This window comes from Acinetobacter sp. YH12076, assembly GCF_013419525.1.
Lineage (GTDB): Bacteria > Pseudomonadota > Gammaproteobacteria > Pseudomonadales > Moraxellaceae > Acinetobacter > Acinetobacter amyesii.
The window spans coordinates 76,310-90,866 of sequence record NZ_VOZY01000014.1 but is presented as its reverse complement, the minus strand read 5'-3'; the positions used below and the strand labels follow the sequence as shown (position 1 = coordinate 90,866).

The window sequence follows — 14,557 nt, the reverse complement described above, 5'->3', positions numbered from 1 at the left end:
GATCCATGCACGTGTAGCAGTCCTTAACAGATTTACGGAATTAGGTCGCCCACTTACCCAAGTTACGCCTTAAATTTGGATCAATTAGGGGCGCTTTGCATTTCAAATCTTTGTGCAACAAAGCCAATCAATACTAAAAACAAGAATATTGAAAATTCAACCTATTTTTCTATGTCTAAAGGACATAAAAATTCTTTATCAAAACCAATCAATATTAAATCTCACCCTATTTCCATGGAAAAATTAAATCATTTTGAACAGATTTTTTATAAAGATACCCCTCATTTATTGAAAAAAAATTTAGCTGATGAGCCATATTTAATAAATATATTCATGTTCCATGCAGCAATAAATGATTTTGATGATATGAATGATTTTTTCCAAAATGCGATAAAGAACCTGACACAGAAAAATGATATTGATAATTATGAAAAAGCCAAAAATTTGTATCTTGAATATTTAAATTTTGGTGAAAACAATGAATTTTATGATACCACCTTAATTATGGCGGCTATCGAGCACACAGATATTTCTTTAATCAAAAAAATGAAGCTGAGAAAAATAAATGAACTTGTAGTAGATGAAGTTGAACCACAAACATATTATTTCACTAGATGCTCCCCATTAGGTAAAGCTATCCGCCTAAATCAATATCAGATAATTTCTTATTTACTTGAAAAAGGCGCTTCAACCGAAATCGTGTGTATTTCTAAATTTAATGAAGAACAATCAGCATTAGCTCTTGCAGAACAATATAAAAATAAAAAAGTTATTAAATTAATTAATTCAACTTTGAAGCCCAAATAGGACTTGTAATGAATTAAGAGATCTTCTTTATATAAAGTCTTTCCAGTTCAAATCAGTGCCATTTAAGGCTATAATTGCACTAAATTTTTGTATATTTCCCGTTTTTTCATTATGAGCAAACACGATTCTTCGCTTTCAAAAGATCAGTACAACCTACTGAAATCTTTTAAAAAGCAAATTACGAATCCACATTCCTCAACGATTGCTAAACAGCCTGAGCCAACGCCAAAGACTGTTGAACAAGAGCAGGAAGAAGACTTCGCGCTTTTCCAAAAGCAAATGCAAGGTGTTCAAAAAATGAATGCAGGAAATATTGCAAAAATGGAAAAAGTGGGTCGTAAAAAACCTGATGCGCAAACGTTGGCTAAACGTGCTGCTGCAATTGGTCCTATGGAAACAGATGATGCATTACTTTCTGATACGCAAGCGATGCTCAACCCTGTTGCCAGTCAAGCTGCTTTAAGCTATCGCATTGCAACCTTACAACATAAAGTTTTTGAAGATTTGAAAGCTGGTAATCTACGTTGGTTTGAAGCTGTCGACTTACACGGTTGCACTGTTGAAGAAGCCCGTTCTGCCGTGCTGCAAATTATTCAAATGGCGAAAGATGACAATCAAAACGTCATTAAAATTGTGCATGGCAAAGGTCCAGAAGCAATTTTAAAAACTTATGTAAATAGTTGGTTACGTCAACATCGTGATGTATTGGCATTCGTGAGCGCCCCAGAAAAACAAGGCGGCACAGGTGCTGTACTGGTTCTGCTTAAACGTGCAGAAAAGAACCCACAGTTTAAACAATAATCGGATTTAACTCCAAAAGAAGGCATTGTAATAGTTTTCTGCTACAATGCCGTCCTTGTTCAATCTCTCAGTGTAAGTGAACACGTCTTATGTCTATGCAGCAATCCTACGCAAATATCCTAACTGCCGTTGGTGAAGATCTGAATCGCCCGGGTCTTAAAGATACGCCTATGCGTGCTGCTAAAGCTTTTTCATATCTTACTTCTGGTTATAGCCAGACACTTGAAGAAGTGACCAACAATGCGGTTTTCCCATCCGATAACCGTGAAATGGTCTTAGTTAAGAATATTGAATTCTATTCATTGTGTGAGCACCATTTATTACCTTTTTATGGTCGTGTACATATTGCTTATCTCCCAGAAGGCAATGTTTTAGGTTTATCAAAATTCGCACGTATTACAGAAATGTTTGCCCGTCGCTTACAAATTCAGGAAAACCTTACTCAGCAGATTGCTGAAGCAGTGGCTGAAGTGACTGGTGCGCGTGGTGTTGCTGTGGTGATTGATTCAGCTCACATGTGCATGATGATGCGTGGTGTAGGTAAACAAGAGTCTACAACACGTACCGTTTCTTTTGTCGGTGACTTTAAAACCAATAAAGAAGAACGTCGTGAATTTTTAAGTGCAGTTCCAGAAAGCTATTAATAGAACATTCAGCGTTAGCACTCATAAAAAAAGCCTCGAGCTCTTGAGGCTTTTTTTATTTGTGTTTTAATGTCGAAAATCGTTTGCTTTGATAGCAAAGCACTATTTTCAGGATGAATCATGTCAGATGTATATATTGCCGGTCAGGGTTTAGCACAAGCCGAACACAGCATAGACTTCCCTCGCCCAGACCGTTTGGTTCAAGGCAATCCTAAACGTGAAACCGCAAGCCTGTATGTACACCCCAATATGGACTGCGGGATCTGGCAATGTGAAGTTGGTGCATGGAATATTGTCTTTGCACCGAACAAACAAGAGTTTTTTACAATCCTTGAAGGTTTAGTACGTATTCATGATCAACAAGGCGGATATATCGAAGTTTCTGCTGGCCATGCGGGCATTATTCCCCCATCGTTTCAGGGCAAGTTTGAAGTTGTCGAAGCCGTCAAAAAATACTATGTGGTTGTAGAAGTTTAATCGCCCAAAATATTTATTTTGAAAAAATATCTTTTAAAAATATTGTTTGTAACCGTGCTGTAAGACTTGTAACTCAAAACTACAGCATAAAATTGATATCAATTACTTAATGTATTTCTGTTCATAAATTAAACATTTCATAACATGATTTCACCCCCCATATTCAAGATTAGTCCGTACATTGAAAACAAGATGAATCCTTTAGATTCATTGCTATTTTCTTTTTTTTACTAACTAAGGGTGATCACTATGGTAGCCGCAAAAAAGACAACTGAAAAAGATGAGAAAAAGACAGCGAAAACTACGGCAAAAACTGCAAAAAAGAATGAGGATAAAGTAAAAAAATCAGCTAAAGCATCGAGTAAAGATTCAAACAAAGCAACAAAGAAAACTGCTGAAAAAAAATCTAAGGACAGCACTTCTAAAAAAGAAGCTGCAACTAAAGATGAAAAAGTAAAAGCTAAAAAATCTGCGTCAACTAAAAGTTCGCCGAAATCTAAAGCTGACAAAAAAGAGGCCCCTAAAAAAGCCAGCACATCAAAAACAAGCACTAAAGTTAAAGATGAAAAGCCAAAAGCTGAGAAGAAAGCAACAAAAAAATCTTCAACGGCAAAGAAAACGGATGCTAAGGCAAGCAAGTCTAAGGGAGAAAGAACCAAGACGACCAAAGCCAAATCCACCAGCAAAAAGACAAAATAAAAAGTAGCCCCAACTGGGGCTACTTTTTTAGCTTAAGCTTGAAATAGAGTAAGGTTATAATGGAGTGAATATGAATAATAAATCCATTCCCATACCTAAGCGTGTATCACGCGTTCATTCCAATAGTTTTGATTACAGTTTAGATTTTAAAAAGATAAATTTTCGCGAACACCCTGAACTTTATAGAATTGGACGTGGTGAACAAGGTGTATTACTCGTAGAGCCTTATAAATCTGAAATTTTGCCTTATTGGCGATTTGCTAATGAAGAAAAAGCCATCGAAAGCAGTACCAAAATTTGGCAACTTTTTGAAGAGTATTTAGACGCTGAAGATTTTGTCGGTGCAGATATGGCACGTAAATTTTTGCAGATGGGTTTTACACGTGCACGTCGCTATGCCAACCATAAAGGTGGTAAAAAATATGAGGGTCCAGTCCCTAATGATAAAAAGGGATTAAGTGGTGCACATGGACGCGAAGAGCTTCCAAGACAAAAAGAGGATCCCGTCAAAGCTGCTGCTGCACGAGTATTTAAACAAAAATGGGATGAAGCTAAAGTTCATCCCAAGTATGTAGAGCAAAAAGCAAAATTTTTAGATTTTCTACAAAGCAAAATTAAGTGAATATCCATTTAGGATGAAGATGATGTTGTTTGCTGATCAGTTTTAGCAACGTAAATACGGTTACGACCTGTATTCTTGGCAGCATAGAGTGCCATATCGGCAGCATCTAGTAAACGTTGATAGTCAGGATGACCGTTATACTGCACACAACCAACGCTAACAGTTAAACTAAATTGCTGACCTTGTACTGTTCGGATCACTCCATTTTCAATATATTGGCGAATATTTTCTGCAACTTTCATCACACGGTTTACATTGGTGTCCACCAAGAGTAACAAGAACTCTTCGCCACCAATACGGAATGCATAATCGCTACCTTGGCTGTAACGCTGCAAAGCTTCGGCAATAAATTTCAGTGCAAGATCACCTGCCGCATGCCCAAACTTATCATTGATCATTTTAAAGTAATCCGCGTCAAAGGCTAGCAAAGACAAAGGCGTTTGATTTTGACGTGCCAAAGTAATTTCACGTGAAATAATAGTACTAAGATAACGACGGTTTAGGAGTTGCGTCAAAGAATCATTGCCTGACTCAATATATTCAGCCACCTGAAATAATTGATCGACTAAATGCTGAATTTCACGATTTAAGTCTCGAATCTGTTGAATCAAATGTTGCAGTTGATCTTTATCCGTTATTTGTGTGGTTTGCTGCGTTAGCTCATCCACTTGATAAATTCGATCAATAATTAATTGAACCTGATCTGAACCCGAAAAAGCATATGCCGCTTTATGAATAAACCACAATCCAAATTCTGATTTTGAAAGTAAGGAATGATAAAAACTGACATTTCCCGAAAAGATTTTAAACATCAATTCATTTTCCCAATTGAGCAATGAACCACGTTGTTTATCTTTATGCACTGCAACATCTTGCATCGCTGAAAATAAGCGATAATTATGCTTGGTTTCTTGCTTTTTTTCCGTATTGATCTCATAAGATCGGCACATAATTTCAGTGCTAAATCCCATAATTTGCACAATATAACTACACATATGGAGAATATTTTGAGTTTGGTTTAGCTCTAAAATTTCAAATATTTTACGTTCTATTTCACGTACACCACGCATAATCAACCATGACGGAATGCCGACACGCGCGTGCACCATTCCAACTTTTTGCTGCCTTTTAACCGAAATTTCAAAATCATTATTTAGTGCAACATTAAATGTTTCTAATAACCATTTTCTTAAGGTGTCGATGAGCCTTTTTTGAATAATATCGTCTTTAAAAAATTCAGCTGACGCTGGTTCTCTCGACATTTGTTCATAAAAAACAGTAACTAAATGCTCAACATGCTTCTGGATAAATTGCAAAGCTGCAAGATGTTCATTTTCAGTATATTGATCACAAATATCTTTCCAAGTCTGACTTAGACCTGTAATACATTCTTGATTCATTCGGTGACACAAACCACAGCGATTACAAAGCTAGCAATCATACCTTGCTTTACTTACATAAAAAAACAAATTTATTTGATATTTCACATTTTATCTATCTTAAAAATTAATAGAAAAATACATAACTCAATTTCAATTTATTCCAATCTTGATCATCTTGTTGCTGGTATTCGTATCCTAGTCTTAAAGCATTTTGTTGGTTGACGATATATTGTAATTCAGCATCGAGTTTCAGATTCCATTGATGTGTATCTTCCCAATACGGAAGCTCTACCTGAATCAAACTATTGAATCTTTCTGACCAAATATTTTGGCAACCCAGTGCCGGCCCAAGGCCCACTCGCCATCCCTGATCAAGTGACTTGCCTCCCTGCACCTGCATTTGAGACTGCACATAACACAAATGTGTACGTTCCTGATTGGCCCAGCTATAACCAGATTGTGCTTTGAATTCAGCAACGCCATGTTGTTTCGTTTCGCTAAATTGACCTGCATCTACAGACACTTGCTGCCAGCCAAAATTAAACCCCCAAGTTAGCGGTGTTTTAAATGGCGTGATCGGATTGTAGGAGTTGACCGATAAAAAATCAAAATAATTGAGTTTGAGTTGGTCGTCACGATATTGAATCGAGCCATCCCAAAACATCAACTGCGTACCAATCCGAAAGCCACCTTGCGGATCGATCAAATCATGATAAGCCTGACGATGACCGAGTTCGATGTATTTTTCACCTTGAACTTCGCCTACTGTAGCTGAAAAATTTCGCGCATGATGTCCATTGACTGGGTCTAAACTTGGCTGCTTAGGTTCAGTCCGTTGTTTTGGTTGCGAAGATTGACTACGTAAGGCCAAGATTTGACGTAATTTAGGCTGCGTTTCTTCCGCACTCACCTTTCTCCCAATCAGTAATAAATACAGATGGTCATACGCCATTTCTAATATTTTCGCTTGCTCTACTTCATTAAACTGAGCGAGTGCTGTCGACATGTTCTCAGGTTCAATTTCAGCGAGCTTATGCGCTTCGCGTGCTAAACGATATCCATGTTGCTGCGCTTGTGACAAAAGCTGCGTTTCTAATGCAGGACGATAAACCGCTGCTTGAATCAGTTGTTCATCATTGATCGCTTTGATCGTCTCAACGGGAATGGAAGCGACTTTAAATTTCTGTGTTAAATTCAGTGTCGGGCGAACCAAATCCATTAGGCCCAATAATCGATAGGCACAGTTATCGCTGGCAAAATAATAGGGAAAACTGACATTTTGCATTTCCCAAATATGTTTAACCAAATAACTGGTTTCTTGCTCGGTCAGTGCTAGCTCATATTCCCACAAATCACGACTTTCAAAATCGCCATATTCTTTCACCTTCCGGTAGTACGGCATCAAGGAATATTCGCCAGGATACTGCCCTGTTAAGCCTTTCCATGCATAAGACCAGTTATCTTCACCTGCAACTGTGGCTGCATAATTAATGGCATAGGACACCAAATTTAGTTCTTTTTGATCTTTCGGATCGAGACGCAATAAGGTATGTCCAAACATAGAACTTGGATTACCCATAAAGTCTGTGGCGTAGATTAATGTCGCTTTATAAGGCTTAATTTTTCCAAACCATTCATCAAACTCAGGGCAACTTACCGCAGGTAACTGCTCTGAACGGATGGATAACTCTTGCATCAGCCACTGACTACGCGCAGGGAAACGACAACGAAAGGCTTGATTAGGTTCGGCGGTTTGAAATAGTGCAGCGACATCTGCCTCTAATTCGGCTTGGGCATTTTGACGGCCATTTTCAGCTAGAAAGTAACCTGAAAAAGCAACTTCACTTTGTCCTTTATGATCTGTATATAAAAGTCGTTGCCAACTGATGTGTTCAGACAGTTTTTTTGATTGTGCAAGTTCAATATATCGCTGTAACTCTACGGTTTTAGAAGGAGTAGAATCTACAACTTGCTGAGCATATATGATGCTCGGAATCATAAAAGTACAAAATAAAGCAATTGATTTCATTCAGTTATATTCAAATCCATTTTTATATATTTTAGATAATAAAAAACCCTGCCGAGAGACAGGGTTTTAAAAGCATCGATTAAACGTAAGCTTTAAGTACTTCGTCTTTCGCCATTACGCTTTGTAATGAAGCAAGTACTTGTAGAGAAGACTGGTTTTCAGCTGAATAGATTTCAGCAAAATTTGCTTTAGACACAGCAAAGAAACGTGCTTTATCTGTCGATTGAATGTTTAAAAGCTCAGCCAAAACATTCAGGCTCTCACCTTGACCAACCGCCATATCACGAGCAAGTGATTCAGCATTTTCATTGGTAAATGTTACTGCTTGAGCAGTCACTGTACCTGTACCGCTACAACCTAAAGTACCAAAGGTGATACCAAGTAACTGGTTAGTAAAAATACCGTTGGTAGTCGCAGCTAAAATTTTAGGAATTTTACCTGATTGACCAGCCCAAACTTGAGAACCAACACCACAACCTACGTCACGGTCAGCAAAAGCAGCTGTAGAACCTAGTGCAACGACTGCAACTAAAGCTAATTTTTTTAACATAGCACTTCTCCAGGGAATTTTATTCCATTGTTTTTAATTATTAAAACATGTGTAATTTTGATTACACACCTGTAGATTAACTTGATCTTTCAGATAAGGCAAAACATTTTCATCTAAAACTTTTGGCTAAAAATAATACGTTCTTATTCACTATTTTTTGAGCAACCAAGTACCATTTTCATCACGTTTTCCAAGGATTTTGAGCACTAAAACCAAACTGAGTAATAGCAACAAATACCAAGAACCGAGTTTCCCCCAACCGACCATATGCCATGCATCGACCTGACTTGGATATAACCAAATTTGATAGAAGGTACTGATATTTTCTGCGATCCAAATCAAAAATGCCAAAATCAACAGTACAGGTAACATCGGCAACTGAATCACATGATTTTGTAATTGAAAACTGAGCTTGGTTTTCCAAAAGATCACCACACTCCAAGCAAACAAAAACATACGAATATCTGGCACAAAAAATTTGGTCATAAAATTAAGATATGACAAAACGGCTAAGCACAGCATATTGCCAAAACGCGGTAAGTTACTGAACAACACCTGATATAGACGTAACGAACGTGCAAAGAAACTCCCCACCGCCGAATACATAAAACCTGCAAATAATGGCACAGTCAGCAGTTTAAAAACCGCAGGCTGCGGATATTGCCATGAGGCAATATGTGGATGGGTCAGAAATATTTCCATCCCCATTGCAAGGATATGAAACAGTGCTATGACTTTGGCTTCCGCCCAAGACTCGAGTTTCAGGTAGAGTAAACACACTTGAATAATCAGTGCATAAAACAATAAATAATCATAACGGAAAAAGCCAAAATATTCCTGACTTCCCATTGCTGCAGTTAATGCAAAAGCGATCAGCAGTAATATCCCAAATAAGGCAGCCGAAGCTGCCTTATAAGAGAACTCAAAACATGATTTTATAATCTTGACCACGGTTGAATCCTAAACCAATTTCCCTAAAGCCTTATAAATACTTGGCACTATATTCGTGTACCGTATCAATAAAAGCTTTTGGATTGGCTGGATCTACCCACTGGGTAATACCATGACCTAAGTTCGCCACATAACCGGTTTTTTCACCGTTGGCATATGCGTCATCTAACATGGCACGCGTCGCTTTCGCAATCGCTTCAGGAGAACCATACAAGGTTGCTGGATCTAAGTTACCTTGCAAAGCTGCACGGCCTGCGACTGTTTGACGTGCTACATTTAATGGCGTAGTCCAATCTAAACCAAAAGCATCTGCACCCGTTGCAATCATTGGCTCTAACCATTGACCACCACCTTTGGTAAACAAAATCACAGGGACTTTGCGTCCATCTTTTTCACGCTGTAAACCTGCCACGATTTTTTGCATGTAGTTCAGTGAAAATTCAATGTATTCACGGTGTGCTAATGCCCCACCCCAACTATCAAAGATTTGTACGGCTTGCGCACCTGCATCAATCTGCGCATTGAGATATTCAGTCACCGCCACAGCCAAACGGTCTAATAAGGCATGCAGCACTTCAGGTTGTGCATACATCATTTGTTTTGTAAAACGGAAATCTTTGCTTGAACCGCCTTCCACCATATAGGTTGCCAGTGTCCAAGGACTGCCTGAGAAGCCAATCAAAGGAACTTGTCCGCCCAAAGCTGAACGAATCGTAGTCACGGCATTCATGACATAATCTAGGTCTGATTTGGCATTAAATTTAGGTAAATTCAGTACATCTTGTTCGGTACGTACGGTTTTATGAAACTTCGGACCTTCACCTGCTTCAAAATACAATCCTAAACCCAACGCATCAGGTACAGTCAAAATGTCTGAAAATAAAATGGCAGCGTCTAAGTCATAACGACGCAAAGGTTGTAAAGTAACTTCACAAGCAAATTCTGTATTTTTACAAAGGGATAGGAAATCACCTGCTTTGGCACGTGTTTCACGATACTCTGGTAAATAACGGCCAGCCTGACGCATCATCCAAACCGGAGTTGCATCTACCGGTTCACGTAATAAGGCACGCAAGAAACGATCATTTTTTAAGGTCGTCATTCACTTTCCCAACTTAATTCGATATTCGCATCATCATATCAAAAAGGTTGTAAATATAATAACTTCTCAAGCATTTAAAAACCGATCATGTTGAGTGCCAAAAATGATATTTACACAAAACAACTACTGCATCTCCACTTTTTTTCTGTAATACTTAGCCAGTTTTTAATACACAGTAAATGAATAATTCTTAAGGTTGAATTACATGTTCGTTCGCACCATGCTCGCACTGAGCCTAAGTTGCATATTTGCTGGTACAGCTATTGCCGCATCTACTGCTGAACAACCATTAACGCCAAAAAAAGTGACTAATGTTGCAGTTCAGGATCCCATTGATCCGTTAGCGACTGAAGCTTCATCTGCAACTAGCCAGATTAGCGCTCAAGAACAAGAAGATCTGAACCAAGCATCGCAAACTTTAGACAGCCTGCAACAATCAGAAGATGTTAAAGCCGACATCGGTTCTGCACCTGCTATAGCGACTGCTACAACTCCAACATCAACTTCGCCTGCTGCCAAAGTTGCTTGGGGTTTAAATGACCTAAATAATGCGCAGTGGTATGACAATATTGGTAAAGGTCAGTTCCCTGTTTATGCACGTGCACATGTCATGCTCAATAATGCACATGCTTCACCGGGTGCAATTGATGGGACCAGTGGTAAAAATACCCTAAAGGCGATCGCTTCATTCCAACAAATGAATGGGTTGAAACCTACAGGAACGTTAACCAAAGAAACTTGGGATTCATTGATTGCAAAACAAGGTTCTAAACCTGCATTCATTGAATACACGTTGACTGATGCAGACTTGAAAGGTCCTTATGCAGCATCAATTCCACACGACTATGCATTACAAGCAAAAATGAAAGGCTTGTACTACACACGTGTGACTGAAATGTTGGGTGAAAAATTCCACATGGATGAAGACTTTTTGAAAAAGTTGAATCCAAAAGCGACATTTAAAAAAGCTGGTGAAAAAATCTTAGTTGCGAATATTCGTAACGAAGTTCCTGAAGATATTCACTTAATCGTTGCACATAAAGGCGCGAAACAACTTTACTTGTTTAATAACCGCAACCAAATGATCGGTTCATTCCCGGCAACGATTGGTAGTTCAGATACACCATCACCTACAGGTACATACAAAGTCACAGGTGTTGCACCAAACCCTTGGTACAGCTACTCACCGTCTAACTTTGTTCAAGGCAACAACAGAAAACCATTGTCTTTACCACCTGGTCCAAATGGTCCTGTTGGTAATATCTGGATTGGCTTGAGCAAAAAATCATTCGGTATTCACGGTACACCGAACCCATCTGCTATCTCTAAAACTGCGTCACACGGTTGTATTCGTTTGACCAACTGGGATGCAAATGACTTAGGTAAGAAAGTGAAATCTGGTGTGACTGTTAAATTCTTAGAATAATTTTAGTCATATTCAAAAAAGCCTGCTTCGTGCAGGCTTTTTTATAGTTGCGCCTTTATGCATAACAAAAGACTCAATCTTGGCTGAGCGTTGCAAAAATAGGATGAATTGTCGCTAAAAAACTATATATCCCGATTTAGTTCAATCCTAAAATAGGCATATGTTCAATAATTAAGATAAGGATGAATGCCATGAATGCTTTTTTACATCCAAGTGAAAACCGTGGTCACGTAAAAATGGGCTGGCTTGAGTCTAAACACAGCTTTTCTTTTGGTAACTGGTATGACCCGAAATACATGGGCGTTAGTGCGCTTCGTGTAATTAATGATGACTTAATTGCAGCCCATGAAGGTTTTGGTCAACACCCACATGACAATATGGAAATTTTAACGTGTGTGTTAAAAGGCACCATTACGCATAAAGACAGTATGGGCAACCATGGTGGCATTTCTGCGGGTGAATGGCAGCTCATGAGCGCAGGTACAGGTGTGCGCCATAGCGAAATGAACCAAGGTGATGAAGATGTACATTTACTACAAATTTGGATCGTTCCAAATGAACGTGATGCTGAACCGACCTATCAACAAATTAAATGTGATCCACGTGATCAACCCAATCAATGGCATTTAATTGTCGGTCCAAATGACAATGCAGCTATGCATATTCGTCAGCAGGCGGAAGTTAAATCTGCATTTTTGACGAATGGTCAAGCTTTAGACATCCATGCAACGCAGCATATCAACTATATTCATGTTATTTCAGGTTCAGTGCAAATTGCTGAACATAAAGTTGAAGCTGGTGGTGCAATTGCGTTCTTAGAAGATAGCCAAATTGAAGCGCTTGAAGATGCTCAAGTGATTTGGTTTGATTTACCCGAAGTAAAATAATTAAAAGCCCTCAAATGTGAGGGCTTTTTTTATGCAGCTTGGCTAAGGTGTTCACTGCGTTTATATAACCACATCAACACTAAAGACGGAATGATAAATCCAGCAGCAAGCATGGCTATATGTTTTATTGGAAATGTGCATGGTGACATTTGTAGTGCCAGTAAAGCGAAGAAACTGGGCTGCCAAGTTATGTTTTCACCTTTTTGAGCATGCTTTTTATATTCATAAGCCAATATATGGCAGCAAATCCAATGTCAAAGACCTAAGATCAAGTACCCCATTCCCCCATAAGTCTAAACCAAAGACAATTTTGCAAAAATATAAGTTCATATCTGCATAATACTGAAGGATATCGTCGAAAAATGCAGAAAACATGACAAGACTCTAATTGTCGCAATATGCTTATCTTTAGCCCCAAATATGTATTTTAAAGAATAAAGCAAATTACCTCCCTCACGAGAGAGTGATCCAAATCTATAAAAGTTAAATTAAAATATAAGTATGGAAATGTTTGAAGATTTGAATTTACTTGTAAAAGGCGAAATTACCCGTTTACCTTATAAAAATTAGTAACACAAAATGCCATTAAATCATCTGACCTTGCGTACCAAAGCCTGAATAAAGTTTTTGCTATAGCCATGCTCTGCAATAGCAGCAAGCCATTATCGAGGAGATTTTGACAATTTTCTAAATTTTGATCTGCTTAGGACATGGTTTAACTAAGATAAACTGAGAGTTAAATGAACAGATGCTCAGTTAATTCATAAACGATTTTTTTTATTTTTAGTAAATCTTAAATTTAATACGCCATAGCCCTGATTTAATTTAAAACAAAGACATAAAATATGAAGATTAAATACATCTGAATGCATCTTAAGTGTTCCAATAAAAAAACCTCGATCAAAGCCATTTTGCTTTAACAGAGGTTTTAGCTTGTTGGATATCGATCAGAAGTTAAAGCCAATATTTAAATTGACGCGATACAGCCATTTATCGCTATTTTCAGATGTTGCTGAAGTAAAGCCTGTGCCATTGGTTGCCCCACCAATAATATTGGCATTTTTGCCCCAAGTATAATCTGCCCACACCATAAATGGTGTAGCGATAAACATTGCACCTGTGGTATTCATTTGCGAAGCTGACCAGTCACTGCGTTCTTTGTTTAAATAACTGTAGTCATTGTAAAAACGAATGGCTTTGAGTTTACCCATATTTTGAACAGGTAATGTATATGCCAAATTGACGCTTGAAACTGTACCTTCAGAGGCAATGAAATAGGCTGGTGTTAAACCATTTGCGCCCATCAAGGTCATGTCATTACTTACACCTTCAGGGTTTTCAGCATCATATTGATAATGAATCACCGAAGACTGTAAATTCCAACGTTGGTAGTTGCTGTTGGTATGAATCCCAGCGGCATAATAACTACCTTCATCGCGGGTCGTTTTGTTATGCAATTGTGCGGCAGATCCAGATATACCGACCTCGTGTTTCCCGATTTGATCATTACCGAATTTACGTACAATACGAGTATTCAGCTGATTGTGCTTTTCGTTTTGATAAGCAGCTTGAAAGGGTAAATGATTCTCTGAAAGATCATCATAAGTTGCAGATTCAGGTGAATAGCGTAAATTGGTTTCCAACATACGTGGGTAGTAACCAACTTTCACATCCCATTCAGGATTATTGTAATTCCAGTTAATCCCCGGCGCGATGTTGTTGCCATAGCCCAAGAAGAACGGGATATGATAGGTCCAACCATTTTGCGGATATGGATAAAGCGCAAATGGCTTATAGACAAAACCTGCTTCGATGCTGTTGTTTTTGTCTAGGTTATAACCCACATAGGCTTTTTCAATTGAGGTTTTTTCCTGATCTTGAATTAAATAGCTCGCATTCAAATAGGCATCACCCGATTTGCCTTTTAAGTCGATACGGAAAATATCAAAATCCAGTTTGCCTATGCCGCGTTTATCACTTGGCTCCCACTGTTCATAACGATGATTAAAACGTAAAGCTCCACCCAATTTAAACGATTGTGTGCCATCGTCGCTTTTCCACTCTAATGGATCCTCTTTGGCTTGAACGCTAGCGGCAGCTGCGCTCAAAGACAGCATCATCGCTGTTATCAATATGGTTTTATTCATCTCAAGCACCTGTCCTTATTTTGTTTTGCATGC

The 14,557-nt window shown here is 38.4% G+C and carries 14 protein-coding genes; 8 read left to right on the top strand and 6 right to left on the bottom strand.

Annotation, left to right across the window (positions count from 1 at the left end):
- Positions 1 to 75: 75 nt before the first annotated feature.
- From FTU22_RS13980 to FTU22_RS13955, 6 genes are all read left to right on the top strand, one after another.
- Positions 76 to 807, top strand: a complete 732-nt coding sequence (locus FTU22_RS13980; RefSeq protein WP_180095039.1) for a hypothetical protein — start codon at positions 76 to 78, stop codon at positions 805 to 807.
- Between the two features lie 111 nt (positions 808 to 918).
- A complete protein-coding gene (locus FTU22_RS13975) occupies positions 919 to 1,608 on the top strand; it encodes a Smr/MutS family protein (protein WP_078191970.1) in 690 nt (229 codons plus the stop codon).
- 95 nt (positions 1,609 to 1,703) lie between these two features.
- Positions 1,704 to 2,252, top strand: coding sequence for a GTP cyclohydrolase I FolE (gene folE / locus FTU22_RS13970; RefSeq protein ID WP_171262632.1), 549 nt, complete (start codon positions 1,704 to 1,706; stop codon positions 2,250 to 2,252).
- A 120-nt stretch (positions 2,253 to 2,372) separates the two neighbouring features.
- Positions 2,373 to 2,729, top strand: coding sequence for a cupin domain-containing protein (locus FTU22_RS13965; protein WP_180035550.1), 357 nt, complete (start codon positions 2,373 to 2,375; stop codon positions 2,727 to 2,729).
- Positions 2,730 to 2,978: 249 nt separating this feature from the next.
- A complete protein-coding gene (locus FTU22_RS13960) occupies positions 2,979 to 3,428 on the top strand; it encodes a hypothetical protein (RefSeq protein WP_180095037.1) in 450 nt (149 codons plus the stop codon).
- Between the two features lie 70 nt (positions 3,429 to 3,498).
- Positions 3,499 to 4,050, top strand: coding sequence for a DUF4385 domain-containing protein (locus FTU22_RS13955; protein ID WP_180095036.1), 552 nt, complete (start codon positions 3,499 to 3,501; stop codon positions 4,048 to 4,050).
- Positions 4,051 to 4,058: 8 nt separating this feature from the next.
- Here the strand turns inward: FTU22_RS13955 and FTU22_RS13950 are convergent, their stop codons facing one another.
- The 5 genes from FTU22_RS13950 to hemE form a co-directional block, all read right to left on the bottom strand.
- Positions 4,059 to 5,450 (bottom strand): diguanylate cyclase, encoded by a 1,392-nt coding sequence (locus tag FTU22_RS13950; protein WP_180095034.1) that lies wholly within the window; start codon positions 5,448 to 5,450, stop codon positions 4,059 to 4,061.
- A gap of 106 nt (positions 5,451 to 5,556) precedes the next feature.
- Positions 5,557 to 7,461, bottom strand: a complete 1,905-nt coding sequence (locus FTU22_RS13945; protein WP_180095032.1) for a DUF4105 domain-containing protein — start codon at positions 7,459 to 7,461, stop codon at positions 5,557 to 5,559.
- A 79-nt stretch (positions 7,462 to 7,540) separates the two neighbouring features.
- Entirely contained in the window at positions 7,541 to 8,011 is a 471-nt protein-coding gene (locus FTU22_RS13940; RefSeq protein ID WP_078190276.1) for a DUF3015 family protein, read from the bottom strand.
- 150 nt (positions 8,012 to 8,161) lie between these two features.
- On the bottom strand, positions 8,162 to 8,953 hold the full coding sequence (locus FTU22_RS13935) for a DUF817 family protein (protein WP_373886262.1): 792 nt from the start codon (positions 8,951 to 8,953) through the stop codon (positions 8,162 to 8,164).
- A 40-nt stretch (positions 8,954 to 8,993) separates the two neighbouring features.
- A complete protein-coding gene (hemE, locus tag FTU22_RS13930; protein ID WP_078191978.1) occupies positions 8,994 to 10,064 on the bottom strand; it encodes a uroporphyrinogen decarboxylase in 1,071 nt (356 codons plus the stop codon).
- Positions 10,065 to 10,269: 205 nt separating this feature from the next.
- Here hemE and FTU22_RS13925 point away from each other — a divergent pair, with 205 nt between their 5' ends.
- Together FTU22_RS13925 and FTU22_RS13920 are read left to right on the top strand one after the other, a co-directional pair.
- Complete coding sequence (locus tag FTU22_RS13925) at positions 10,270 to 11,490, top strand: L,D-transpeptidase (RefSeq protein WP_180095028.1); 1,221 nt, start codon at positions 10,270 to 10,272, stop codon at positions 11,488 to 11,490.
- 191 nt (positions 11,491 to 11,681) lie between these two features.
- Positions 11,682 to 12,377, top strand: coding sequence for a pirin-like bicupin family protein (locus FTU22_RS13920; protein ID WP_180063401.1), 696 nt, complete (start codon positions 11,682 to 11,684; stop codon positions 12,375 to 12,377).
- Positions 12,378 to 13,324: 947 nt separating this feature from the next.
- Here FTU22_RS13920 and FTU22_RS13915 read toward each other — a convergent pair.
- Complete coding sequence (locus FTU22_RS13915; protein WP_218955033.1) at positions 13,325 to 14,524, bottom strand: hypothetical protein; 1,200 nt, start codon at positions 14,522 to 14,524, stop codon at positions 13,325 to 13,327.
- Positions 14,525 to 14,557: the final 33 nt, after the last annotated feature.

Coding starts and splice junctions, on each gene's coding strand:
- hemE (WP_078191978.1), bottom strand. CDS start 10,064: ATGACGACCTTAAAAAATGATCGTTTCTTGCGTGCCTTATTACGTGAA.
- FTU22_RS13950 (WP_180095034.1), bottom strand. CDS start 5,450: ATGAATCAAGAATGTATTACAGGTCTAAGTCAGACTTGGAAAGATATT.
- FTU22_RS13960 (WP_180095037.1), top strand. CDS start 2,979: ATGGTAGCCGCAAAAAAGACAACTGAAAAAGATGAGAAAAAGACAGCG.
- FTU22_RS13945 (WP_180095032.1), bottom strand. CDS start 7,461: ATGAAATCAATTGCTTTATTTTGTACTTTTATGATTCCGAGCATCATA.
- FTU22_RS13920 (WP_180063401.1), top strand. CDS start 11,682: ATGAATGCTTTTTTACATCCAAGTGAAAACCGTGGTCACGTAAAAATG.
- folE (WP_171262632.1), top strand. CDS start 1,704: ATGCAGCAATCCTACGCAAATATCCTAACTGCCGTTGGTGAAGATCTG.
- FTU22_RS13915 (WP_218955033.1), bottom strand. CDS start 14,524: ATGAATAAAACCATATTGATAACAGCGATGATGCTGTCTTTGAGCGCA.
- FTU22_RS13925 (WP_180095028.1), top strand. CDS start 10,270: ATGTTCGTTCGCACCATGCTCGCACTGAGCCTAAGTTGCATATTTGCT.
- FTU22_RS13965 (WP_180035550.1), top strand. CDS start 2,373: ATGTCAGATGTATATATTGCCGGTCAGGGTTTAGCACAAGCCGAACAC.
- FTU22_RS13955 (WP_180095036.1), top strand. CDS start 3,499: ATGAATAATAAATCCATTCCCATACCTAAGCGTGTATCACGCGTTCAT.
- FTU22_RS13940 (WP_078190276.1), bottom strand. CDS start 8,011: ATGTTAAAAAAATTAGCTTTAGTTGCAGTCGTTGCACTAGGTTCTACA.
- FTU22_RS13975 (WP_078191970.1), top strand. CDS start 919: ATGAGCAAACACGATTCTTCGCTTTCAAAAGATCAGTACAACCTACTG.